At 66.7% G+C, this 20,642-nt stretch carries 23 protein-coding genes; 5 read left to right on the top strand and 18 right to left on the bottom strand.

Annotated elements, in window-relative coordinates:
- Positions 1–160 precede the first annotated feature (160 nt).
- Entirely contained in the window at positions 161–1,012 is an 852-nt protein-coding gene (locus ACGFJ2_RS58595; RefSeq protein ID WP_393484010.1) for a tyrosine-type recombinase/integrase, read from the top strand.
- A gap of 420 nt (positions 1,013–1,432) precedes the next feature.
- Here ACGFJ2_RS58595 and ACGFJ2_RS58590 read toward each other — a convergent pair whose 3' ends face one another.
- Positions 1,433–1,981 carry a transposase gene (locus ACGFJ2_RS58590; RefSeq protein ID WP_393484007.1) on the bottom strand — a complete coding sequence of 183 codons (549 nt, stop codon included), beginning with the start codon at positions 1,979–1,981 and terminating at the stop codon, positions 1,433–1,435.
- Between the two features lie 87 nt (positions 1,982–2,068).
- Positions 2,069–2,248, bottom strand: a complete 180-nt coding sequence (locus ACGFJ2_RS58585) for a hypothetical protein (protein WP_357961450.1) — start codon at positions 2,246–2,248, stop codon at positions 2,069–2,071.
- A gap of 193 nt (positions 2,249–2,441) precedes the next feature.
- Here ACGFJ2_RS58585 and ACGFJ2_RS58580 point away from each other — a divergent pair, with 193 nt between their 5' ends.
- Positions 2,442–2,756: a hypothetical protein gene (locus ACGFJ2_RS58580; protein WP_357961453.1), complete on the top strand. Its 315-nt coding sequence runs from the start codon at positions 2,442–2,444 to the stop codon at positions 2,754–2,756.
- Positions 2,757–2,870: 114 nt separating this feature from the next.
- Here the strand turns inward: ACGFJ2_RS58580 and ACGFJ2_RS58575 are convergent, their stop codons facing one another.
- The 10 genes from ACGFJ2_RS58575 to ACGFJ2_RS58530 form a co-directional block, all read right to left on the bottom strand.
- Complete coding sequence (locus tag ACGFJ2_RS58575) at positions 2,871–3,038, bottom strand: hypothetical protein (RefSeq protein ID WP_393484003.1); 168 nt, start codon at positions 3,036–3,038, stop codon at positions 2,871–2,873.
- A 279-nt stretch (positions 3,039–3,317) separates the two neighbouring features.
- Complete coding sequence (locus ACGFJ2_RS58570) at positions 3,318–3,878, bottom strand: ATP-binding protein (protein ID WP_357961459.1); 561 nt, start codon at positions 3,876–3,878, stop codon at positions 3,318–3,320.
- Entirely contained in the window at positions 3,875–4,069 is a 195-nt protein-coding gene (locus tag ACGFJ2_RS58565; RefSeq protein WP_357961462.1) for a DUF5999 family protein, read from the bottom strand. Before ACGFJ2_RS58565 ends, ACGFJ2_RS58570 begins: the two co-directional genes overlap by 4 nt.
- 102 nt (positions 4,070–4,171) lie before the next feature.
- Positions 4,172–4,387 (bottom strand): hypothetical protein, encoded by a 216-nt coding sequence (locus tag ACGFJ2_RS58560; RefSeq protein WP_357961465.1) that lies wholly within the window; start codon positions 4,385–4,387, stop codon positions 4,172–4,174.
- A gap of 346 nt (positions 4,388–4,733) precedes the next feature.
- The gene (locus ACGFJ2_RS58555; RefSeq protein ID WP_393483998.1) at positions 4,734–5,882 is read right to left on the bottom strand and encodes an ABC transporter substrate-binding protein; all 1,149 of its coding nucleotides are present in this window, start codon (positions 5,880–5,882) and stop codon (positions 4,734–4,736) included.
- A 26-nt stretch (positions 5,883–5,908) separates the two neighbouring features.
- A complete protein-coding gene (locus ACGFJ2_RS58550; RefSeq protein WP_393483995.1) occupies positions 5,909–6,760 on the bottom strand; it encodes an ABC transporter permease in 852 nt (283 codons plus the stop codon).
- Complete coding sequence (locus ACGFJ2_RS58545; RefSeq protein ID WP_357961474.1) at positions 6,735–7,574, bottom strand: ABC transporter ATP-binding protein; 840 nt, start codon at positions 7,572–7,574, stop codon at positions 6,735–6,737. Before ACGFJ2_RS58545 ends, ACGFJ2_RS58550 begins: the two co-directional genes overlap by 26 nt.
- Positions 7,571–9,235, bottom strand: coding sequence for a hydantoinase B/oxoprolinase family protein (locus ACGFJ2_RS58540; RefSeq protein ID WP_358205243.1), 1,665 nt, complete (start codon positions 9,233–9,235; stop codon positions 7,571–7,573). Before ACGFJ2_RS58540 ends, ACGFJ2_RS58545 begins: the two co-directional genes overlap by 4 nt.
- A complete protein-coding gene (locus ACGFJ2_RS58535) occupies positions 9,232–11,295 on the bottom strand; it encodes a hydantoinase/oxoprolinase family protein (RefSeq protein WP_393483991.1) in 2,064 nt (687 codons plus the stop codon). The genes ACGFJ2_RS58540 and ACGFJ2_RS58535 overlap by 4 nt, the downstream gene beginning before the upstream one ends.
- Before the next feature lie 3 nt (positions 11,296–11,298).
- Positions 11,299–11,616, bottom strand: a complete 318-nt coding sequence (locus tag ACGFJ2_RS58530) for a cupin domain-containing protein (RefSeq protein ID WP_357961481.1) — start codon at positions 11,614–11,616, stop codon at positions 11,299–11,301.
- A gap of 313 nt (positions 11,617–11,929) precedes the next feature.
- On the opposite strand from ACGFJ2_RS58530, the gene ACGFJ2_RS58525 reads away from it, so the two are divergent.
- Together ACGFJ2_RS58525 and ACGFJ2_RS58520 are read left to right on the top strand one after the other, a co-directional pair.
- Positions 11,930–13,045 carry an ROK family transcriptional regulator gene (locus tag ACGFJ2_RS58525; RefSeq protein ID WP_357961484.1) on the top strand — a complete coding sequence of 372 codons (1,116 nt, stop codon included), beginning with the start codon at positions 11,930–11,932 and terminating at the stop codon, positions 13,043–13,045.
- Between the two features lie 332 nt (positions 13,046–13,377).
- On the top strand, positions 13,378–13,845 hold the full coding sequence (locus ACGFJ2_RS58520) for a tyrosine-type recombinase/integrase (RefSeq protein ID WP_393483987.1): 468 nt from the start codon (positions 13,378–13,380) through the stop codon (positions 13,843–13,845).
- Here ACGFJ2_RS58520 and ACGFJ2_RS58515 read toward each other — a convergent pair.
- The 6 genes from ACGFJ2_RS58515 to ACGFJ2_RS58490 all read right to left on the bottom strand — a co-directional run bounded on the left by ACGFJ2_RS58515 (position 13,772) and on the right by ACGFJ2_RS58490 (position 19,548).
- Positions 13,772–14,203 (bottom strand): transposase, encoded by a 432-nt coding sequence (locus tag ACGFJ2_RS58515; RefSeq protein WP_393484016.1) that lies wholly within the window; start codon positions 14,201–14,203, stop codon positions 13,772–13,774. The genes ACGFJ2_RS58520 and ACGFJ2_RS58515 overlap by 74 nt on opposite strands.
- A 101-nt stretch (positions 14,204–14,304) precedes the next feature.
- Positions 14,305–15,237 carry an ROK family protein gene (locus tag ACGFJ2_RS58510; protein WP_393483984.1) on the bottom strand — a complete coding sequence of 311 codons (933 nt, stop codon included), beginning with the start codon at positions 15,235–15,237 and terminating at the stop codon, positions 14,305–14,307.
- Between the two features lie 229 nt (positions 15,238–15,466).
- Complete coding sequence (locus tag ACGFJ2_RS58505; RefSeq protein ID WP_393483981.1) at positions 15,467–16,216, bottom strand: carbohydrate ABC transporter permease; 750 nt, start codon at positions 16,214–16,216, stop codon at positions 15,467–15,469.
- An 83-nt stretch (positions 16,217–16,299) separates the two neighbouring features.
- Positions 16,300–17,250: a sugar ABC transporter permease gene (locus tag ACGFJ2_RS58500; RefSeq protein WP_358205221.1), complete on the bottom strand. Its 951-nt coding sequence runs from the start codon at positions 17,248–17,250 to the stop codon at positions 16,300–16,302.
- 1 nt (position 17,251) lies between these two features.
- The gene (locus ACGFJ2_RS58495; protein ID WP_393483978.1) at positions 17,252–18,511 is read right to left on the bottom strand and encodes an extracellular solute-binding protein; all 1,260 of its coding nucleotides are present in this window, start codon (positions 18,509–18,511) and stop codon (positions 17,252–17,254) included.
- Positions 18,508–19,548, bottom strand: a complete 1,041-nt coding sequence (locus ACGFJ2_RS58490; RefSeq protein ID WP_393483974.1) for a nitrilase family protein — start codon at positions 19,546–19,548, stop codon at positions 18,508–18,510. The genes ACGFJ2_RS58495 and ACGFJ2_RS58490 overlap by 4 nt, the downstream gene beginning before the upstream one ends.
- 97 nt (positions 19,549–19,645) lie before the next feature.
- Between ACGFJ2_RS58490 and ACGFJ2_RS58485 the strand changes: the two genes are divergently transcribed.
- Positions 19,646–20,548 (top strand): LysR substrate-binding domain-containing protein, encoded by a 903-nt coding sequence (locus ACGFJ2_RS58485; RefSeq protein WP_357961514.1) that lies wholly within the window; start codon positions 19,646–19,648, stop codon positions 20,546–20,548.
- Positions 20,549–20,642: the final 94 nt, after the last annotated feature.

Here is a 20,642-nt window from a genome sequence, read left to right as displayed (position 1 = left end):
CCTCGGCACGGGGCGACCAGAAGCACCAGGTCACAGGTCAGAAGGGGTGCGCCCCGCTCAGCCTCAGGACGCGGGAACACAGAGGTTATTTCCTATCACAGCCTGGCGCGACCACCTGGCCGCCGCCAGCAACCGCGGCCGCGACAACCTGCCCGCGCCGATGGCGCCAGCGACCGTCAACAACCACCTCGCGCACCTGTCAGCGCTGTTCACCTGGATCACCGCGCACGCCCCCGAAGCTCTGCTGCGCCACGGCGACCCGACCAAGAAAGTCCCCCCGCTACCACTGCCCGCCCCGCAGCCGCGAGCGCTGGCCGCCGCCCAGGTGCGCACCGTCAAGAACGTCGTGGACCGGATCGAGACCTTCCACGAGCTCAAGGGCCGCCGTCACCGCGGCGCCGCCACGCCCCGGGTCCACGCCCACGCTCGCCCGCTGCGCGACCGGGCCATCATCTACCTGCTGTTCGGTACCGGGCTGCGCCGCGCCGAGATGGTCGGCCTGGACCTGGACCAGTTGGAGCCAGCCGACCCGCACCGGCTGCGCCAGGCCAAGAAGGCGCGCCTTGCCGGCGTGCGAGGCAAGGGCCGCACCAGCCGCACCGTGTTCCTGGGCCGCGACGCCCGCCAGGCGCTGGCCGACTACCTCGACCAGGAGCGGCCCGGCGACGCCGCCGCCAGCACCGTCGCTGGCACCGCGGCGGCCGCGCTGCTGCTGTCGGCCGCCTCCATCGCCGCCCGCCGCCCCGACGGCCGCCTCTCGGCCCGCTCCATCAACACCATCGTCGGCGAGATCGGCCGCCTACACGACGCCCAGATGTCCGACCCCGAGCGCAGGCTCGGCGTGCTGCGGCCGCACGACGCCCGGCACACCTTCGCCTTCCAGCTCTCGCAGGCCTCCGGCCATAACCGCGCCGAACTCGAACGCCGTCTCGGCCACGCCAACGATCGCTACCTGCGCCTCTACACCAACCCGCCCGACGATGTCGCCGCCGGTTATATCGAGGATCTGTGACCCCCGAGATCCCCACAGTGCCGCTGTTTGCCCTCTGACCTGCGCAAAACGCAATCGCGTGTACCCGGTGACAGCAGTCTTACAGGCACCCCGTAACAGCGTGAGGTAGGCGCCCCACTCATCTCCTTCAACACCCTGACTGGGCGTCGCTCCGCCGACTGAAAGGTGCGGCGGCCCTTCCATCAAGCCACCGCAGTCGACGGCACCGGCCTCAGACGCCTTGCCGGTGGAGTCTCCGTTGCCTCCGCTGGAGATTGGGGTTCAGGCATTCCAGCTTTCGCCATGTCACGCGGGCCTCCTGGCGCGCCATCCGCAGCGTCTCGGCATGGCCGCCAGTTTCCTGACATGCTCTGGTCCCGTCACCGTTTCCGGATCGGGTAAGTCATTAGGCCCAGGAACCTCCTTTCAAGTCCCTCCCAGCTATGCCGGGGATACGCCAGAGCGCCTCATGGCGCACTGGAAGCCGAAGGTGTGTTTCCAGGTCGGTGCGGCGTGTTGTTTGTCGGAGTGGGCGATGACGATGGTGGCGTCGATGTCGATGGGGATCAGCTCGCCGTCGCTACCCGGCGCTGCGGTTCCTGCCAGGTCCCAGGCGCGTTGGCGAGCAGCGGCGCGAGCGGCGCGCAGGGCCTTGAGCGCCTTGACCTCGTCGCGGGCGAGCCGGTCGATCAGGCGGGAGACGGTCGGGTCGGAGGCGACCGGGCCGAACAGGTCGGGCTGGGCGCGCAACAGGGCGATGTCGGCCAGGCAGTCACCGCCGAGGGCAAGACTGACCGCCAAGTCGGCCACGATCTTGCCGGGGTCGTGCACCGCCCGTTCCGGCCGCCAGCGCTCCAGCTGGGCCGACAACGCCCGGTCCAGGCCTGTGAGGTGCAGGGTCTTGAGCAGCAGCAGGCTCCCGGCATGGGATAGCAGCCCGGTGCCGTCGGCGGAGGCGGTGATGGTGCGGTGGGAGGCGATAGTCTTCACGTGGAAAGTGCTTCTCGATCTGGCGGGGACAGGACTCTAGACAAGCCCCATCCTCCCAGCTCAGAAGCACTTTTCTTATGCAGTCGATCAACCTGCGCGAAATTCACCGCGAAAGCCTGAGGTTAGAAAGTGAGTCCGCGTCGCGAACCAAGTACTCGCGTCGATCTCGACTCCCGTGTCCGTCAGGCGCTCGACCGCGCAGAAGCCGCCATCGCAGACGATGCCACGACTCAGCAGCAAATAGATCAGCTGCTCCAGGCCGTTCACGAGCCAAACGATCCACTCGAAGCCAGCGCGCCCGACGACTGATCGCCAGTCGCCGGGCGCGCGACACCACGAAGAATGCCTCAACCAACCTGCCTCGCGCTGCGGACGGCGAGAGTCGGGTCACAGCGCATCCGACTGAACACATCAGAACCGCGTCCATAACGTCAGCAACTCCAGCGCAGGCAAGAACTCCATGGCGTTGCTCGCCCACGTCGCCAAGCTGATCAAGGATCAGGGCTACACCGGCCGCGTCGTCGTGCTCCACAACGACCTCGGCAAAACCCCATCCGGGGAGCCGATCGAGTGGCCAGGCGTGGCAGCGCTCGCTCGCGAGCACGCCGAGAAGGACGGGTTTGAGTTCTACTTACGTCCGCACCCGCGACTTGGGCGGGCTGTGGTGTCAGCTCGTCCACGAATGCCGCAACTGGCCATCCAGCTCGGCGCGCTGGTGCACCTCGGTTATCCGAACTTCTCTACAGGGTGTCTCTTCTGTCCCCCAAGGGTGTAAGCGCAGGTCTAAGCCTGCATGGGAGATAGGTCGAGCTTGAGTGTCTCCCAAGAGTGTCCCTCGGGGCGAAGTGTCGCGGTGCTCCTATGTTCGTCCGCTCACTGACCTGCGCCATCAGTTCCAATCCCAGCAGAAGCGAGCACGCACGGTCGAGCACGAACGCGACCAGGCCCTCGGTACGTCGCGGCGCACGCCCAGGAGATCGAACGGCTCCGCCAGGAACTGGCCGCCGAACACCAGCGACGCGAGCAGGCGGTTACCGCCGCGGCCGTGACCGAGCAAGCGACGATCGCGTCACCGCTTTGAGCGCTACGAGGACCCGGACGCCTGAGCAAGGACATCCTCGGTCTCCCGAGTATTCGCGGCCGGGCAGAGGCGTGCCGGTAAAGCGCTACCCCGCCCACCGTGCGAGCGCCGCGACCGTGGATCCGGTCACTGCGGCGGCCGGGCACGTGAGCACCCTTTGCAGGCTCGCGCTCGAACACCGCCACGCTCGCACTCATCGGGTCGCTGTGCCGCTGCGCCAGCAGGATAGGGGCCCGCCCATTCCCCCACGCCAGGCTACGCCCGGGGGTTCGAGACGGAGACGCCGCGGTGCTGGTCGGCGCCGAAACGTCGGGTGAGCTCGTCGGCCGCGCGCGGGCTCTCTGGCAGCTCGAACCAGACGGCCTTGCCGGCAGCGGTGGGTGTGGCGCCCCAGCAGCAGGCGAACTGGTCGATCAAACTCAGCCAATGGCCTTGTTCGTCGTCCTGGCCGGTGTGGCCTGTGTGAGGGAGGGCTGGATCGGCGTGCTCGACCTCGCAGCGTAGCGTGCCGTCCATTGTCCACAGCGTGAGCCGGATCGGTCCTCTCCCGTGGCGGTATGCCCTGGCGACCAGTGCGCTGACGAGCAGGTCAGCGCTCTTGCTGTGGCGGTTGACATGCCAGTCGGTCAGCTGGGCGCGGGTCAATCGTCGCGCCCTGCGCACACAGGACCGGCCGGGCGGCAGCGGCCAGGTGGCCATGTCGACGCCAGGCACATCAAGCGGTGTATCGATGTGGCAGACAAGGGCTTTTAGCCTGGTGTAGGCTTGCATGAGCCCGGTTGCCGATGTGGCAATGATCGGTTTCCTCGGGTTCATGCCGCACCTGCGCAGAGGGTGCGGTGGGCAGGGATGCTCCGTCCATCGGGCAGCAGTTCGCCGGTGTCGTCGAAGACGATGACACCGTTGCAGAGCAGACCCCAGTTCTGCTCGGGGTGGTAAGCCACCAGACGCGCCGCGTCATGATCGGTTGCGTATGCGGATGGACAGGGTGGTTGGTGCTGGCACATGGTCTCGGTCCTTTGAATCCTCGCGTGAACGATCTGATCTCCCTGTTGTCAGGGCGATGTCGAGCTGGTCGATGGTGGTCGTGACAGCGGTCAGGGTTGTCGTCATCTGGTGGTGTCTCCTGAGTCGAGTTGTGGGAAGTGCCATGTTGTCTTTGTGTCGAGATTGTCGTTCAGCCCCCCAGATCGGCATGCGCGGCCGTCCTTGATGTGTCCGAGGCCCGGGCGGGCGAGCAGGTCGGCCGGGCGTGATGTCGTGGCGGCCACCGCGTCCAGCAGCGGCAGACCCAGCTGGACGGCGTTCGCTAGCGCGTGGTTCATGCGCAGCGCCTCTCTCTGTCGGCCAGTGTCGGCGGGCGGCAGCTCTCGGTGTGGACGGATCGACCACCGAGCTGGCATCGGCCGGGTGTCATGCCCGCGGCCGCTGCGGCGTCGGTGACGAGAACCAGATGCTCCGCGAAGGCCATCGCTGCGGCTTGGGAGCTCGCGGGCCATGCACGCGATCCGGTCGGTGCCGTCGGCCAGCCGCATGGATCTTGGTGCAGCCGATGTCTATGCCAAGCGCGTACCGCTACCTGCCCGGCATTCTGGCGCGGAGCGTCGGCTGTCGAGACGGGCGTCCGGAGGGGAAGGCCTCGGACGCCCATACCGAACGCCTGGTGCTGGATCACAGGCTGGAGTTGACGAAGTCGACGAGCTCCTTCTTGCCGAGCAGCTCGGTGAACAGGTTCTCCGCGATGATCCAGTCGGCCGGGAAGCCTGCGGGGACGTGGCCAGCCTTCTCGTTGGCTGCGGCTTGGTAGTCGAAGCACTTGCGCCAGTAGGTGTCGGAGGTGGAGTCGTACACCGTTTTCTTGGCCTCATCGAGTGTGGGGAAGTAAACGAAGGCGGGGATCTGGTTCTTGGCATCCTGAAGGGTGAGCCCGCCTCCGGTTTGCCGGTTGAGATAGTCCACCATCGGGCCTAGCGCGTCGTCGGGGCGCTCGCGGATGTATCGTGCCGTGCGGTACCAGACGGCGATGAGCTTCAACACGATCTCGTGCCGCTGATCGAGCATCTTCGTCGTTGTGGCGAAGTTGGAGTACCAGAGCCCTGCCTCGCCGATCTGCTGGTTCTGCACCAGCGGCAGGTACTTGCCCTTGTTGGCGCCGGTGAGCAGCCGGACCGTCTCAGGCAGGCCGCCTAGAAAGACGTCGCCCTCGCCACGGATGAAGGCGATGGCGGCGCTCGCGGATTGGTCGAAGGAGAGGATCGTGACATCCTTCTCGGTGAGCCCCGCGGTTGTGAGCGTGCCGTCGATCGTGGCCTGGAAGCTCGATGGGATCGTGACGATCTTCTTGCCGCGAAGCTGTGCGATCGCCGCCTTACTCGCCTCCTTCTGGGCCGCGCCGTCGGCCGGTGGCGCATATGGGCGGAAACCGTCCTCGCTGCGGACGATAAAGGCGAAACCTCGGAATTGGGAGGTCGTGCCGATGATCCTCATATCCGGTGTCTTGGGCTGCAGCGGTACGAGCGAACCGAGCGCGCCGCTGGCGACGTCGCAGGTGCCCCGGGCGAGGGCTGTCGTCTCACCCGGCTCCAGCGAGAATTGCTGCAGTTCAAGCTGCAGGTCGATGGTCTTGTCGATGCCCAGGTGCTTGGTCGCCTGCCAGGCGACGTAGTCGAGGAACGGCAGGACGCCCAGCGTTACCGCGCCGCTGTCGCGGGTGCCCGGTGAGCTCGATGTCCGCGGCGAGCCGCAGCTGGACAGCGCGCTCAGCAGGGCGGCTGCGGTGGCGGTGGAGCCTGTGGCGGATAGGAAACGCCTTCGTGTCATTTGCATGGTCGTGCGTCTTTCTCGGATCAGGCGGGGCCGCGTCCGGACCAGCGGACGAGCCTGCCGCCGGCGAAGCGGATGATTGCGTCGAGGATCAGAGCAAGCAGGGTGAAGACGGCGATCGCGACGAGGATGCCTTCGGTGCGCAGGTACAGCTGATTGGTGATCATCATGTGCCCGAGGCCGTCCTGGGCGCCGATGAGCTCGGCCGCCACCTCCAAGCCGAACGCCGCCGAGCCCGCGGCGCGTACGCCCCCAAGGATCTGCGGGGTGATAGCCGGCACGACCACGGTGCGGTAGACACGGGCGCGGCTTGCGCCCAGGGTGCTGGCCGCGTTCATGAAGATCGCGGGCACGTTGCGGATGGCCTCCGAGGTGCTCACGACGACGATCACGAAGCACCCGAACGCGACGAGCAGGACCTGCGGCGGGCGCCCGATGCCCAGCCACAGCATGAACAGCGGGATGAGTGCGAAGACGGGTACGGGCCGCAGGGCGTCGACCAGGCCCTCGATGGAGTATCGTATGATCTTGCTGTAGGCCATTGCCAGCCCGAGGAGTATCGCCGCCGCGCAGCCAGCCGCGAATCCGGTGAGCAAGGTGCCCATCGAGTAGGCGATGGCGCCCGGCAGCAGCGGCGCCATATCGGTGAAGGCGTTCCACACCAGGCCGGGGCTGGGCAGGAACAAGGGGTCGATCGTGGCCAGGCGGCTGATCGCGGCCCAGGCGGCGGCGACCACGAGCAGTGGGATCGTCCGCCGCGCCAGCGTGCGAACCGTGCGCCGCAGCCGACCCTTTCCTCCGTCCAGCGGGGATTGCGCCGCTCGCGCGGGTGCGGCCGCACGGGTGGGATCAGTGCTCGTGGTGTGATGGGCCATGGGAGCTCCGGTCCGGGTCTGGCGCTTGCAACATGAGCCGGGACAGTTCTCGTCGGCGATCCTGCAGGTCGCGGGAGGTCCGCAACTCGTCGGTGCGGGGCCGGGGCAGGTCGTTGTCGTAGATGAGGGGCGGGTGGGACGGGCGGAGCAGCACGATCCTGTCGGCCAGGAACACCGCCTCCTCAAGGTCGTGTGTGACGAACACGATGGTCTTCCGCTCGGTGTCCCAGATTCGGAGAACCTCCTCCTGGAGGCTTGCCCGAGTGACCGTGTCCAGCCCTCCGAACGGCTCGTCCATGAGCACCACGTCCGCTCGGCCCGCGAACGCGCGGGCGATGTCGACACGTTTGCGCATCCCGCCCGACAGCTGCCTCGGGTACATCAAGCGCCAGTCACGCAGGCCCACCAGGGCGAGCATCTTCTCGACCCGGTCACATCGCTGCTTTTTGGGCAGGCCTTGGGCCTTCAGTCCGTACTCGACGTTTTGGTGGACGCGCAGCCACGGGAAGACCGCGTCATCCTGGAACACCATGGCCCGGTCGGCCCCGGCACCCCGTACGGGGTGCCCGTCCAGGAGCACTTCGCCCGAGGTCTGCCGCACCAGCCCGGCCGCGATATGCAGCAGGGTCGACTTGCCGCCCCCGGAGGAACCGACCACGCACAGGAACTCTCTCGCCCGCACGTCGAAGTTGACGTCCTTGAGCGCCGTGACCGGGCCGCCGTCGGCCTGATAGATCATGGCCACATCGCGGAAGGCCAGTTTTACCTCGGGTCGCGTCGTGGTCGCGTCGAGGACACCGTCTCGCGTGCTCATGTGTCGTACCCGTAGTGGATCTTCGCGGCCTCGGCGCTCACGCGGTCCTCGCGCAGGTCGCGCTCAACGAGTTCGACTGGCCGCTCTCGCGCATCGCCGTACCCGCCGCCCCCGCCGACCGCGACCGTGACGACGTCGCCCCGGTTCAGTACGGTCGAGCCTTTGCTCGGGAATTCCTCGTGCTCGCCGCTGGCGCGGTTCACGCCGATGGCGGCGGTCGTGCCCGGCTCACCGCCGAGCAGTCCCTCCGGCCGGGTCGTGAAGCGGTCGGAGTAGGCAGTCATGTAGATGTTGTCGCGAAGGATCTCATAGCCCCGGCTCGCCCCCATCCCGCCGCGTGTGCGGCCCGGCCCGCCGGAGTCGCGCAGCAGACCGTAGTGCGTGACACGGAAGAAGTCCTGCGAGTTCTCCAACGCCTCCACCGGCGTGTTCGTGCAGTTTCCCAGAGGGTCATCAACCTGGTCGGCGCCGTCGTGGCGGTGGCTGGCGCCGTACCCGCCGCCGTACAGATCGGAGAATCCGCTGTGCCCCTGCGAGGTGGTGTGGTGCAGGTCGATGGAGGTACGGGTGTCGTAACCGGTGGCGGCCACCCGTTCCGGCGCCGCCTTCGCCAGCGCCTTGATCACCGCGGAGAACACTCGGATGACCGGCAGGGCACGGGCTTCGACCGGAGCGGGTGATGCCGGATTGAGGATGGAACCGAGCGGCGGGTGCTCGATCGTGACCGGGCGGTAGCAGCCGGCGTTGAGGGGCAGGTCCAGGTCGTTCAGCGCGGACTTGATCGCGCTCATCGCGGCGGACACGGTCGAAGCCAGCGGGCAGTTGATGGCGCCCCTGACCTGGGCCCCGGTGCCGGCGAAGGCGACGTGGATCTGGTCCCCCGCGATGCGGATCTGCACGCGCACGGGGATGGCGTCTGGTCCGAGGCCGTCATCGTCCACCCAGTCCTCGGCTTCGAACACACCGTCCGGAAGCTCGTGGATCTGGGCCCGGGTCCGTCTCTCGGCGTAATCCAGGTAGTCATCGAAGGCGTGCAGCAGCGTGTCGGTACCGTACTTAGAGGCGAGGCTGCGCAGCCGGTCGGCGCCTATGGCGTTGGCGGTGAGCTGGGCGTCCAGGTCGCCGAGCACATAGCGAGGCATGCGTACGTTCGACTCGATGATCTTCGGGAGGATGCCGTCGTTCCAGTCCCGGCTCAGCGAGAACCGCATCGGCGCGAAACGCATGCGCTCCTCGTACATGTCCCGGGCACGGAGGTTGAAGCCGAGCGAGTGGCCGAGGTCGATGTAGTGGCCGACGCTCGCCGTGTAGCCGATCAGCCTGCCTTCGTGGAAGACCGGACGGAACAGGAAGATGTCGGAGAGGTGCTGCCCGCCCGAATACGGGTCGTTGTTGATCCAGACCTCGTCGTCGTCGGCCGGTGCGCCGAGTGCCGCCTGGCACGCGGCGAACGCCGGCGGCATCGAGTTCAGGTGCAGCGGGATGTTCTCGGCCTGCGCGATGACCCGGCCCTGGGGGTCGAGGAACGCGGTCGAGGCGTCCGCCGCTTCCCGGATGACGGGAGAGTAGGCCGAGCGCAGCAGATTGGTGCTCATCTCGCGGGCGATCGCTACAAAGTTCTTCGTCAGCACCGCGAAGGTAACTGGATCGAGGAGTGTCATGGGTTCCTCCTGGACAACCGCAGGTTCGAGTGTTCGTCCACGCGCGCTGTCCAGCCGCGTGGGACGTAGCAGGCTGAGGTGCTCTCCTCGACGACGGCGGGGCCGACCAGCTCGTCCCCGGCTGACAGCCGCGCCCGGCCGGTGAAGACCGCCGTCAGGTTCCCGTCCGAGCCCTTGATGTCGGCGCTCTGCGCGCCGCCGCCGGTGGCCTGCGACGGATACGTCATCGACGCCAGGTCGGCGAAGTCGCGCTGGCATTCGCCCCGCACCCGGTAGGACACGAACTCGATCGGCTCGGATCGGCGGGAGCGGGAGTAGCGCTCCTCGTGCGCCTGGTGGAATCCCGAAACCAGGTCGGGGATGTGGGCCGGGGCTCCGGCGAGGACTGACAGTTCGTACGCCTGGCCGATGTAGCGGCCTTCGAGGATCCGGGTCAGCTGGATGGCCTCCTCCGGTGCGCCCATATCCCGCAGTTCGGCGCGGACCTGGGCGTCGAGGCTCTGGTAGAGCTCCTCCAGGTCCTGGGGGGCCCATTCGGCGGCCGGGCGGATGCGGGTGGCGGTCCGGGTGGCCTGCAGTGGCGCGACCAGTAGCCCGAATGCGGACAGCATCCCCGCGTTCGGTGGGACCAGCACCTCGGGGCAGCCCAGTTCCTCGGCCACCCGGGCGGCGTGGAGCGGACCGGCGCCGCCGTACGCCACCAGGGTGTAGTCACGCGGGTCGAGTCCTCGTTCCATGGTCACGATGCGGATCGCGTTGATGGTGTTCTCGTCGGCGAGCCGCACCACGGCCTCGGCCGCCTCTGGCACTGTGGCGCCGAGGTCGTCGGCGAGGGCGGCGATGGCCCGCTCGGCGGCCGCGCCGTCCAGCGTCCACTCGCCGCCGATGAAGCTCTCCGGCCGGATCACGCCACGTACCACGTGCGCGTCCGTCACGGTGGGGCGTGTGCCGCCCCTGCCGTAGCAGGCCGGTCCGGGGTCGGCCCCCGCGCTTTCCGGGCCGACCTGCAGGAGCCCGCCCGCGTCGATCGACGCGATCGAGCCGCCACCCGCGCCGACCGAGCTTATGTCGGCCGTCGGCGAGCGGACGGGGAGTCCGTCGAGGGTTGACTGCGACGCGTAGCGGAGCCGCCCGTCATCGATGACGGCGATGTCAGTGGACGTGCCGCCCATGTCGAAGGTGATGACCGAGCGGACTCCAGCCCGCAGCGCGATCTCCGCGGCGCCGCCCGCGCCGGCCACCGGTCCTGATTCGAGCATCTCGACTGGGCGGACGTGGCTGTGGCCGATGTGCTGCAGGCCGCCGGAGGACTTCATCACCATGAACCTTCCGGCGAAGCCGCGCGCGCCTAGGTCTTCGTGCAACTGCGACAGGTAGGTGGAGATGCGCGGTCCCAGGTACGCGCTCATGGCCGTGGTGGAGGCGCGTTCGTACTCACGGAACTCAGGGGCGACGTCCGATGAGATGTCGACCCAGAGCCCGGGGAGTGCCCGGTTCAGGTATTCCTGCACGCGGGTCTCGTGCTCGGCGTTGGCGTAGCTGTGCAATAGCGTCACGGCGACCGCACGCACCCCGCTCGTCTCCAGCCGTCGAGCGAGGGCGTCGAGCGAGTCGGGCGCCAGCGGGGTCAATACTTCGCCGGCGGCGGTGATCCGTTCGGTGACCTCGTGCGCGTGGTCTCGCGTGACGAGCGGCGCCGGCTTGACGTACTGCAGGTCGTAGATATTGGTTCGGGCGCCTCGCTGGAGCTCCAAGATGTCCCGGAATCCCTCAGTGGTCACGAACGCGGTGGGCGCGCCCTTGCGTTCGATGACCGCGTTGGTGGCGACCGTTGAGCCGTGCAGGAACTCCTGTGTCTGCTCCAGGCTGGTGGACATCCGCTCCAGCGCGTGCTGTACGGACAACTCGGGCGAGCCGGGGGTGGAGGGGACCTTGGCGCACAGCAGGGCGCCCTGCTCGGTCTCGAACGCACAGTCGGTGAATGTGCCGCCGATCTCGACTGCGATTCTGCGGAACGCCCCCGCCTGGTCCTCCCGGGTGATCTGGTTTGGTGAGGTCATCGTCTAGTCTCCCGTCAGGCGGTCGGCGCGGCCGAGGACGGGGGCGGTCGACCAGGTCATCTCCGCCTGCGCCGGGCCGGGGTTGTACACGGTGTGGGGAACGGAGTCCTCGATGAGGGCGGCATCGCCCTCGCGGAGGTTGACGAAGTCGCCCTTGTCGCCGATCTGGATGAGGATCTGGCCCTTGACCACGTAGACGACCTCGTCCGCTCCAACGTGGCCCGGGTCGAAGGCGGACTTGCCGCCGGGAGGCATGGTCGAGTACGCGAAGACCAGCCGGTCTGAATGGAAGTACTTCAGGGCGAACTCATCGCCCTCCATGAACGCCTCTGCTTCATGCCGGTGAACGATCTGGGCCCCAGTTACTGCGTGCAACGTCGCTGTCCTCTCTCGGTGAGCTACGCGAAAGCTTCAGAGTTTGTTAGTATGTTTCCTAACAAACAACCCCCCTAGGCGTCAACGGTCACCACATGCCTTGAGAAACCGTTTAACATCGTGATCACACGGAACCGGCGGGGCGGGTCGACGCTGGGCGGACCGGTTGGCTTTTGAGAGGATTGACGACATGACCCCGGAGACGGGACCGGCTGGGCGAGCGGACATGCGCTCACTCCGCGGACTGAGTGAGCAACTTGTGCTGGAGGCCATCGCGGCGGCGGGGTCGACCACCCGGCCAGCCATCGCGAAGGCCACCGGCTTGTCGAAGCCGACGGTGTCGCAGGCCGTGCGCCGCCTGCTGGAAACGGGGCTCATCGCCGAGAACGGCGACGTGCGGGGCAACACCGGCCGGGTGCCGATCGCCTACGCTATCCAACCCTCGGTCGGCTTCGTCGTCGCCATCGACGTCGGGGGGTCGAGCGTACGGGTCTCCTGCGCCGACCTGTACGGCGAGAGCCACGCCGAGGTCCGGGCTGAGACACGCACCGGCGAGGAAGCCCTGCCCGTCCAGCTTGTCGAACTGGTCCACGAGGTGCTGGCCAAGGCGGGTCTCGCTGAGTCCTCCCTCCTGGCGATCGGCGTGGCCGCCCCCGGCGTCGTCGACCCTGTCACTCAACTGGTCAGTCTCGCGCCGAACATCTTCGTGCGAGACGGATTTGATCTGACCCGGTCGCTGCGAGAGGTGTTCACGACGCGGGTCTACGTTGAGAACAACGTGAACATGGCCGCGGTCGGCGAGAAGTGGCGTGGTCTCGGCCGCGCCGTCGACACCTTCGCTTTCGTGGGCATCGGTGCCGGCATTGGCATGGGACTCATCCACAACGATCAGTTGTGGCGTGGCAGCAACGGCGCGGCGGGGGAGATCTCCTTCCTGCCGCTCGCTGAAGACCCGCTGGACACCCGCCACCGCGTACGCGGTGGTCTGGAGGACCAGACCGGGGCGGCCACCCTGCTTGCTATGGCCCGGCAGAATCGCGGCTGGCAGGAGCATCCCCCGCGCGGCGTCGCTGAAATCTTCCTGCGCGCCGAGGACGGCGACCCTGCCGCGCAGGCACTGGTCAAGGCAGCGGGAAACTGGATCGGGCTCGCTATCGCCAGCATCTGCGCCGTCGTCGACCCGGGTCTCGTCGTGCTTGGCGGTGGTATCGGGGCCAACCTCCGCGTACGGGAGATGGTGCAGGGCGTCGTCGAATCCCTCATCCCTTACCCGCCGCGTATCGAGACCACCGAACTGGGCGAAGCAGTCTCCCTGTACGGCGCGACCTCGGTAGCGCTGTCCATGGCCAGGGAGTTCCTCGCGGCCAAGACATGAAGGCCCGACGACATCCGGCGCCCAGACCCGCAGCAGGCCGAGCGAAGCACTCGGAATTCCGGGAAGAAACCAACTGCTCAGGCACCCCAGAACACCCTGGCCGCTGCGCTGAAGAAGTGGGGCATACTGTGCAGCGCCCTGCAGACGGGGAAGTTTTTGTCGGGCTCGGCTTACAACAGGGAAGATCGCCCGCCTGCGGAACAAGCGCGAAGCCGCACGCGCAGTGTCGCGACCTGCGCGATGCCCACCAGAGCGCTGTCGCCAGCCGACGCTGAGCGACCAAACCCACAAAGCGCAGTGTTTGACCGTTTCGACCAACGCGGTGACACGCTGTGGACGACGGAGTGGTCACGCTCACCGTGCGGCGGTTGCAGGCCGGAAGATGCCCGACGAACTGCTGGTCCGCATCGGGGTGCCGGGACTATACCGAACGCAACGGACGCTCCGATGATCCGCTCTTCCCCACCCGCACGGGACGGCGACTCAGCCGAGACGCCATCGCGCTGCGCATCAACACCCACGCCGCAACCGCTGCGTCGCGCTGCCCGTCGCTGCAGGGCAAGCGGCTGCACCCGCATGTTCTGCGCCATACCTGCGCCATGTCCCTGCTCCAGGCCGGTGTCGACACCTCCGTGATCGCCCTTTGGCTCGGCCACGTCGGCGTCCGCTCCACCGACGCCTACCTCCATGCCGACATGAACATCAAGGAGAAGGCCCTCGCCCCTACTACGCCCCAGCGAGCTCCTCCAGGCCGCTACCACCCCACCGACCAGGTCCTCGCGTTCCTCGAAAGTCTGTGAATATGCCGAGCAGCCGGCGGCGGAAGCCCTGCTCAGCCAGCTCCCGCGGCTCGACACTCGGCATAGTCACGATGACGGCATGGGACTGTAGAACTAACGGCTCTGATTGCACATAAACGGTGGGTACTCGTGGGGGCAGGTAGCGCCAGGGGATGCTGGTGCGGTCGACGTAGAGGATGGCGTTCAGGATGGTGCGCAGGTCGTGTTCGCGGGGGCGGCCGATGTCCAGGGCTGGCCGATGCCGCGGTACTCCTCGACCGGGATGGGTGTGACGCCCTCGCGCATCCGGCTGGTGTACAGCCGCTACAAGATCGTTCGGGACTGCCTGCACAAGGGAAAGCAGTCTCCACAACGCCATCCAGGCCGTCGCCCACATGCACGACCTCGCCCTCACGACATGAGCAACACAGCCTGTGGATCCGCCTTGACCTGCCCACTCACCACCTTTCGCGGCACCCTTTAGCTGTTGTCCCAGGTTGCCAGGGCAGCCCCGATCATGCCCGCGTTGTCGCCCAGGACTGCCGACTGGATGTCTCCCTTATGCCAGCGCAGCGTACGCGTCGCCGCGAGGTAGGCGTCCCTGATCGGGCCAGGCCTGGTCATGATTCCTCCGCCGTGGATGAGCACATGCGGGGCAACGATGGCGCAGACGTTGTCGAGGCCGGCGGCGAACAGCTCTGCATGGCGGGCGACGACACCCATGGCGGCGCTGTCGCCTTCGGCGGCGGCTTGGGCCAAGTCTGCGGCGCTGGGGTGGCAGTCGCCGGCGATTGCAGCGATCCGCCCGCCAGGGTTGGCCCGTGCTTCTTCCGACGCCGCGGCATCCAGTGCGAGGCCACCAGCCACCTGCTCCCAGCACCCGCGGCGACCGCAACCGCAGGGGGGCCCGCTCGGATCGACGACGATGTGGCCGATCTCGCCGGCGTCGCCAGTGCCGCCGTGCAGGGCACCGTTGACGACGAGGCCGCCGCCGATGCCTGTGCCGACGGTCACCATGAGGATGGTGGCCGTCTTGGCCCCGTCTACGAGACGTGCTTCGGCTGTGGCGGCGGCGCGCGCGTCGTTCAGCACGGTCGCCGCGCGCCCGGTCGCCGCGTGAATCTCGGTGCGGTAGTCAACGGCTTGCATGCCGAGGTTCGCCGACGAGGTCAGCACGCCGTCGGCGACGGTTCCCGCGACGGCCAGGCCGATGGCGTGGATCCACCGGTCCGGATGGCGGTCGAGCAGGTGGAGCGCGATGTCCGCGGCGGCCTGCCTGCGGGCTGCGGCGTCGGTGGGCAGGATGTGTCGCACGACGCTCGACGCCGTGCCGTCGGCCGCTACGATCGCGGCGCGGATGTGGGTGGCTCCGAGGTCGATGCCGATCGCGGCGGGATCCGCCGAAGTGTTCATCTCAGGTTATCCGAACTCTCGTTGAGGGCCATGTGCTTAGATGATCAAGGCTCCGGGCCTTCCAAGGAGAGACGACTCGCATCGTTATCCGGGGTCCTTGGCTGAGGGCCGACATCGCGAATAGGTCGTGAAGGTTTGTGCCTGTGCCGGGACGGCGCGCAGGTTGAGAACCTCATGCTGCGGCTTGCCTGCCGACATCAGCCGAGTCCGATCGAGGGCTTGGCCGTGGCTATTTGACGCTCCCGGCGGTCAGACCGCCGACGAGATAGCGTTCGATCGAAGCAAAGAGGATGACGACGGGGACGATCGCGATGAGCGAGACAGCGAACAAGTACTGCCACTGCTCGTGATACTGGGTGACGAACCCGGGGATCGCCCTCGTGAGGGTCATCCGGTCGTTCGAGGACGTCACGGTGATGGCCACGATGTATTCGTTCCAGGTCCCGATGAATGTGTAGACGGCCGCCGTCACCACGCCGGGCATGGCCAGCGGAAGCATCACGCGGGTGAAGGCCGTGAGGCGGCCGGCGCCGTCGAGGTAGGCTGCCTGCTCCATTTCCTTCGGGATGCAGGAGAAGTAGGCGTTCAGAATCCATACGCAGAACGGCAGGTTGAACGCGGCGTTCACGACGATCAGCGCCTGGCTCGTGTCCGTCCAGTCCAGTGCGACGAGCTCACGGTAGATACCGACCAGCAATGCGGTCGGTGCGAACATCTGCGTGACCAGCACGACGAACAGGAACGCGCCACGTCCGCGGTATTGGTTGCGCGCCGTGTAGTAGGCCGTCGGCAAGCCCACGGCCAACGCCAGGACGGTAGCTGCGCCTGAGACCTGGAGTGAGAACCTCAGGGCCGCCCAGATCTTGGGATCGTTCACCTTCCAAACATTCACGAAGTTCGCCCACTCCCATGTGCTGGGGAGGTAGGAGGGTGGCGACTGCATCAGTTCGGGTGCCGGTTTGAGGGCGGTCAGGAACATCTGCAGGTACGGCGCGACGAAGGCGATGGCGATCAGCCATCCGACGGCCGTGATGAGTACGGTACGCGGCCGTATCGGCGATCTCATGCCTGCGCCCTCCCCTGCCGACGCGCACCCCATGAGTAGAGCAGCGCGAGGGTGAGAATCAGTGCAAAGTTGACCACGGCCAGGGCGGCGGACTCGCCGACGTCCTGGTTCAGAAAAGCGATCTTGTACATGTAGGTCGTCGTGGTGTCGGTGGCGTGTCCCGGCCCGCCCTGGGTCATCGCCCAGATGATCGGAAAGGAATTGAAGACATTGATGATGTTGATGACCGATGCGACGAACAACACCGGCCGCAGAAGGGGGAAGGTGATCTGGAAATATGTGCGAAGTTGCCCCGCGCCGTCGACGCGTGCCGCCTCATACACCTCGCCAGGGATGGTCTGCAGGCCGGCGAGGATGACGAAGGAGGTAAACGGCAGTGAGACGAAGACCGAAACCGCCATCATGCAGGCGAACGCCACCTCCGGGTGGGCGAGCCAGTTCACGGGCGTGTCGATCACTCCTATGTCCATGAGGAGCTTGTTCACCACGCCGTAGAAGTCGTCGAGCATCCATTTCCAGAGCAGGGCGGTCATGAGGACTGAGGCCGCCCATGGCACGATCACCGCCCACCGCACCAACCGGCGTCCAGGGAAGCGGGCATTCAGGACCTGTGCCAATGCCAGAGAGACCACTATGGTGACGGCCACGACGCCGACCACCCACAGCGCCGTGCGCCACAGCACCAGCACGAGGTCGTCTTCGCCGAACAGCTCGGCGTAGTTGCGAAAACCGGTGAACCCGGTGGACAGACCTGAGGAACTGACTTTCGTCAGGGATGTCCGCACCATCTCGACGGCAGGCCACAGGACGACGCCGAGAATCAGGGCCACGGCCGGGCCGACCCACGCCAGCGGCGTCAGTACCCGGCCTGCGGTGCGCCACAAATTGGATCGTGGTACCACGCCGCTCGATGCTGTTCCAAGCGGCGTGGTTCGCGCGTCGTGCATGTCAGTCGTTCTTCGCGGCGACGTCCTGGAGCTTGTCCAGGACGGTTTTGGGGTCGGCGTCGGCCACGGCGGTTCCTATCTGCTGTTTGGCGGCGCCCGCGACCGCGCTCCAGGCCGGATCGTCGGTCGGTGCGAACCGCGGGTTCGCCAACGACTCGACGAAGGGCTTGTAGTACGGGTCGGAACTCAACGCGTCGCCGGCCGACCTGGTGACCGGCAGAAAGCCTTCGGTCTTGAGGAACCCGGCGACATTGTCCTTCTGGTAGAAGAAATTGAGAAACCTCGAAACGGCGTCCTTGTTCTTACCGTCGCCGTTCTTGAAGGCCACCAGGAAGTCCTGGACGCTGAGCGTCTGGGAGGTCGCGCCGGTTGCGCCGGGCAGGGGCGCCACACCGTACGGCAGGTTCTTGTCCACCGTGTCGATGAAGCCCTTGCGCTGAAAGACGGCGCCGTTCAGCATGCCGATCTTGCCCTGCGAGAACTGGTTGAACACGTCCTTGCGGTTGGTGGTCTCCGGGTTCGGCTGGGTCAGTTCGGCTTTTGTCAGCTCCCGCAGGAACCGGAGCGTGTCGACGTTGGCCTGCTGGTTGATCGCCCACTTGCCGGAGGAGTCCACCCAGCCACCGCCATTGTTCATCGACCAGATGAAGAACTCGGCCTGTGCCTCTTCGACACCGAGCGGCAACCCGAGCGGGCTCACCCCGTGCACCGCGGACTTGATCTTCTGAGCGGCGAGCTTCACCTCATCCCAGGTCTTCGGCGGTTCGGCGATCCCGGCCTTGCGGAAGATGTCCCGGTTGTAGAAGAACAGCCGTGCGCTGGCGAGGAAGGGTAGTCCGTATTGCTGTCCACGGTACTTGGCCCCGTCGGCGAACTTGGGCAGGAAGTCATTCATGACCTGCGGCGAGACGACATCGGACGCCTTGTAGATCAGGCCGTCGCGCGCGAAGTCGGAATAAGCGTTGTAGTTGAGGATGTCGGGCTGCTGACGGGTTTGGATGTAGGTTTTCACCTTGGCATCCATCTGTTCCCAATCGATGATCTCAAGCCTGACCTTGTAGCCGGGGTTCTTCGCTTCGAATTGCTTGATCAGGCTCTCCCAGTATGGCTGGGTGTCGTCGTCGTACTTGGCGGCGACGAACCTGATCTCCTTGCCGGTGTCTTCTCCGCCGGCTGACGAGCTGCCCTTGCCGCATCCGGCGAGTCCCGCGAGGATCGCCAGACCCGCCGCAACAGCCGTGATCGGATGTGTTTTCATCATGGGTGACTTTCTTGCTGCATGTCGTGAGGATGTGAGACGTCGATCCGCGCGGGCTCGTCGGAGAAACGCGCGGCGCGCGGGTCGCGTTCGTCGCCGAAACGCTCGGTGAGAATGCCGTACAGCTCGGGCCTGCGCCCCATCATCCAGCGCCGCCCGGTGGACATCGGCAGGAGATTCAGGTCGAGATCGGCGACCACCATGGTGTCCTCAGGGGAGGTCGTCTCGACCAGGATCCGGCCATAGGGGTCGAGAATCATGGCGTTCCCGGTACGCACCTCGTCGTCGTCTCGCCCGACGCCGTTGCTGAAGACGACGCCGAGCCCGTTGTCGTGGGCACGCGCCGGCAACCAGCGCAGCAGCCATTCACGTCCGCTGGGCCCGCGGAACTGCTCTTCGATCGTTTCCCGATCCCGATATCTGGCCTGCCAATGCGCCAACGGGATCGGTTTCATCGAATGCGGGCTGCGTGATGCCGTTCCGCCCGTTTGATGAGGAGCCAGAAGAACGGAGGCGCCCATGAGAGCGGTGGCGCGCACGTTTTCCACGAGATTGTTGTCCCAGCAGATGAGAACCCCGAGGCGAACACCCCAGGGAGTGTCGAAGACGGTGTACTCCGCGCCGCTGGATATGGCCTCGTGCTCGAACGCGTGCAGCTTGCGATGGCGGTGCACGCGTCCGTCCGGAAGGCATACCGCGTACGAGTTGAACAGGCGGCCGTTCTCGTCCACCTCCAGGAATCCCACCCCGACGGCCAGGCCGTTCTCCATCGCGAGGCGACGTACCGCGGTCGTCGATGGCCCGGAAATCGGCTCCGCGAGCTCATGCAGTTTCTCGGCCGAATGATTGCGGAGATGCCAGTAGCCGAGCAGGCACATCTCCGGAAAGGCGATGACCTGTACGGAGTCCGCGGCGGCCTCGCGCACGAAGTGCGCTATTCTCGCCAAATTATATTCTTTGGCGTCCGGCCTTGCCTCGAACTGCACCGAAGCGCACCGCAGGACACTCTCCTGCTTTTTATCGCCGGTCGACGGTGACAATGGTTTCTCCCTGAACTGGAATCGATGGGCTCCATCACACCCGATACGAGGGGGGCCGGTCCAATGAAACTTTCGACGGGTTCCATAGACTGCAGGAATGGAAATCCGTCTGCTGCGTGCGTTCATTGAGACGGCCAGGGTGGGTGCGTTCGGCCGGGCGGCGCAGGCGCTCGCTGTCACGCAGCCTGCTCTGACCAAGCAGATCCAGGCTCTGGAGGCCGAGGTAGGCGGCCCGCTGTTCGACCGGGGACGGCACGGGGCCACCCTGACTCCCCTCGGCCAGCTGTTTCTCCCCGATGCCCAGGACCTCGTGCGCCGCGCGGACCTCCTGGCCCGCCGGGCCCGCCAGACGGCACTCGGCGAATCGGGCTTGTTGAGCGTCGGCTTCGGAATGTCCACCATCGACCTGGCCCCGCGCGCCGTGGCGGCGTTCCGCCGCCGCTACCCGCACGTCGAAATCACCCTCGACGACATGTCCACCGCCACCCAGCTGGACCTCATACGGGCGGGCAGGCTGCATGTCGGTTTTGTCAGGCTGCCTGTGGACGACCTGGGGGCCATCGCCCTGCGCACGGACACGCTCGCCGTCGCCGTGTCCTGCGACGAAGGACCCGCGCCTCCAGGCGATGAGAGCGTCGTGTCATGGCTGGACGACCACCCGCTCATCCGGCTCGCGGCGGCGAAGGGCCCAGGACTGGCGGCCCAGCTCGACGGCTTCCTCAAGGCCTACGACCTGAGGCCGCACATCCTTCAGGAAGCTCACGATCTTCAGACAGTCGTGGCCCTGGTGGCCTCGGGCGTCGGCATCGCCATCGTGCCGGCCAGCGCCGCCAAGATCGCGTCCCCCGCCGTCACCATAGTGCCCATCGCATTGCCTCCCGCGAGATGGCAGGTGGGCGCCGTGTGGGATCGCGCCCACATGAGGCCGGTCACGGCCAACTTCCTCGCCGTCGTACACGAACTCGTGTCACCAGCTTCCCGAGGTGGCGCAGAGGCCTGACTCATTTAGTACTACAGTCATGTTTTGTGATCTATAGTCGGGTTCGTGTCGGGTGTGGTGACGTCTGATGATCTCCAGTCGTGGGCGGCCGGGC

This window comes from Nonomuraea sp. NPDC049028 (genome assembly GCF_043197735.1).
Lineage (GTDB): Bacteria > Actinomycetota > Actinomycetes > Streptosporangiales > Streptosporangiaceae > Nonomuraea.
The sequence above is the reverse complement of the archived record's forward strand: the minus strand, read 5'-3'. Positions and strand labels throughout refer to the sequence as shown.

Coding starts and splice junctions, on each gene's coding strand:
- ACGFJ2_RS58515 (WP_393484016.1), bottom strand. CDS start 14,203: ATGGCGTTGTGGAGACTGCTTTCCCTTGTGCAGGCAGTCCCGAACGAT.
- ACGFJ2_RS58510 (WP_393483984.1), bottom strand. CDS start 15,237: ATGAACACTTCGGCGGATCCCGCCGCGATCGGCATCGACCTCGGAGCC.
- ACGFJ2_RS58505 (WP_393483981.1), bottom strand. CDS start 16,216: ATGTTCCTGACCGCCCTCAAACCGGCACCCGAACTGATGCAGTCGCCA.
- ACGFJ2_RS58500 (WP_358205221.1), bottom strand. CDS start 17,250: ATGCACGACGCGCGAACCACGCCGCTTGGAACAGCATCGAGCGGCGTG.
- ACGFJ2_RS58530 (WP_357961481.1), bottom strand. CDS start 11,616: ATGGAGGGCGATGAGTTCGCCCTGAAGTACTTCCATTCAGACCGGCTG.
- ACGFJ2_RS58555 (WP_393483998.1), bottom strand. CDS start 5,882: ATGACACGAAGGCGTTTCCTATCCGCCACAGGCTCCACCGCCACCGCA.
- ACGFJ2_RS58485 (WP_357961514.1), top strand. CDS start 19,646: ATGGAAATCCGTCTGCTGCGTGCGTTCATTGAGACGGCCAGGGTGGGT.
- ACGFJ2_RS58495 (WP_393483978.1), bottom strand. CDS start 18,511: ATGATGAAAACACATCCGATCACGGCTGTTGCGGCGGGTCTGGCGATC.
- ACGFJ2_RS58580 (WP_357961453.1), top strand. CDS start 2,442: ATGGCGTTGCTCGCCCACGTCGCCAAGCTGATCAAGGATCAGGGCTAC.
- ACGFJ2_RS58570 (WP_357961459.1), bottom strand. CDS start 3,878: ATGAACCCGAGGAAACCGATCATTGCCACATCGGCAACCGGGCTCATG.
- ACGFJ2_RS58595 (WP_393484010.1), top strand. CDS start 161: ATGGCGCCAGCGACCGTCAACAACCACCTCGCGCACCTGTCAGCGCTG.
- ACGFJ2_RS58550 (WP_393483995.1), bottom strand. CDS start 6,760: ATGGCCCATCACACCACGAGCACTGATCCCACCCGTGCGGCCGCACCC.
- ACGFJ2_RS58560 (WP_357961465.1), bottom strand. CDS start 4,387: ATGAACCACGCGCTAGCGAACGCCGTCCAGCTGGGTCTGCCGCTGCTG.
- ACGFJ2_RS58545 (WP_357961474.1), bottom strand. CDS start 7,574: ATGAGCACGCGAGACGGTGTCCTCGACGCGACCACGACGCGACCCGAG.
- ACGFJ2_RS58565 (WP_357961462.1), bottom strand. CDS start 4,069: ATGTGCCAGCACCAACCACCCTGTCCATCCGCATACGCAACCGATCAT.
- ACGFJ2_RS58535 (WP_393483991.1), bottom strand. CDS start 11,295: ATGACCTCACCAAACCAGATCACCCGGGAGGACCAGGCGGGGGCGTTC.
- ACGFJ2_RS58540 (WP_358205243.1), bottom strand. CDS start 9,235: ATGACACTCCTCGATCCAGTTACCTTCGCGGTGCTGACGAAGAACTTT.